This is a genomic window from Ohtaekwangia kribbensis (genome assembly GCF_042676245.1).
Lineage (GTDB): Bacteria > Bacteroidota > Bacteroidia > Cytophagales > Cyclobacteriaceae > Ohtaekwangia > Ohtaekwangia kribbensis.
The window spans coordinates 1-537 of sequence record NZ_JBHTKA010000009.1; the positions used below are offsets into that span (position 1 = coordinate 1).

Annotated in this window: 1 protein-coding gene; it reads left to right on the forward strand. The window is 43.4% G+C overall.

Features of this window, described 5'->3' with window-relative positions:
• A partial coding sequence (locus ACFQ21_RS25170; RefSeq protein WP_377584082.1) for an alpha-galactosidase occupies positions 1–537 on the forward strand: 537 nt, incomplete at both ends.

The following is a 537-nucleotide window of genomic DNA, read 5'->3' on the forward strand; positions in this document are numbered from 1 at the left end:
CAACCCAAAAGAGAAGAACACTATTTCCGTAATCAGTTGGTGTTGGACCTGACCAATCCCGTTGTACAGGATTTTGTTTTTAAAGTGGTGGATGATCTGTTCGTAAAAAATCCTGAATTAGCCTATATCAAATGGGACTGCAATGCCGTGATCTATAATGCCTATTCAGCTTCGTTAAAAAATCAGACACATCTGTATGTCGATTATGTAAGAGGACTATATAAAGTACTGGAAAGAATACGTGCTAAATATCCGAAGGTACCGATGATGCTCTGCTCAGGCGGTGGTGGTCGTGTAGACTATGCAGCACTGCAATACTTCACTGAGTTCTGGCCGAGTGATAATACCGATCCGCTCGAGCGCATCTATATACAATGGGAGTATTCACATTTCTACCCGGCTATAGCAACATCCAACCACGTAACGGAATGGGGCAAGCAGCCTTTGAAGTTCAGAGTAGATGTTGCAATGATGGGTAAACTTGGCTTTGACATCGTAGTGCATGATCTGCCGGAGAAAGATCTGAAGTTCTGCCAG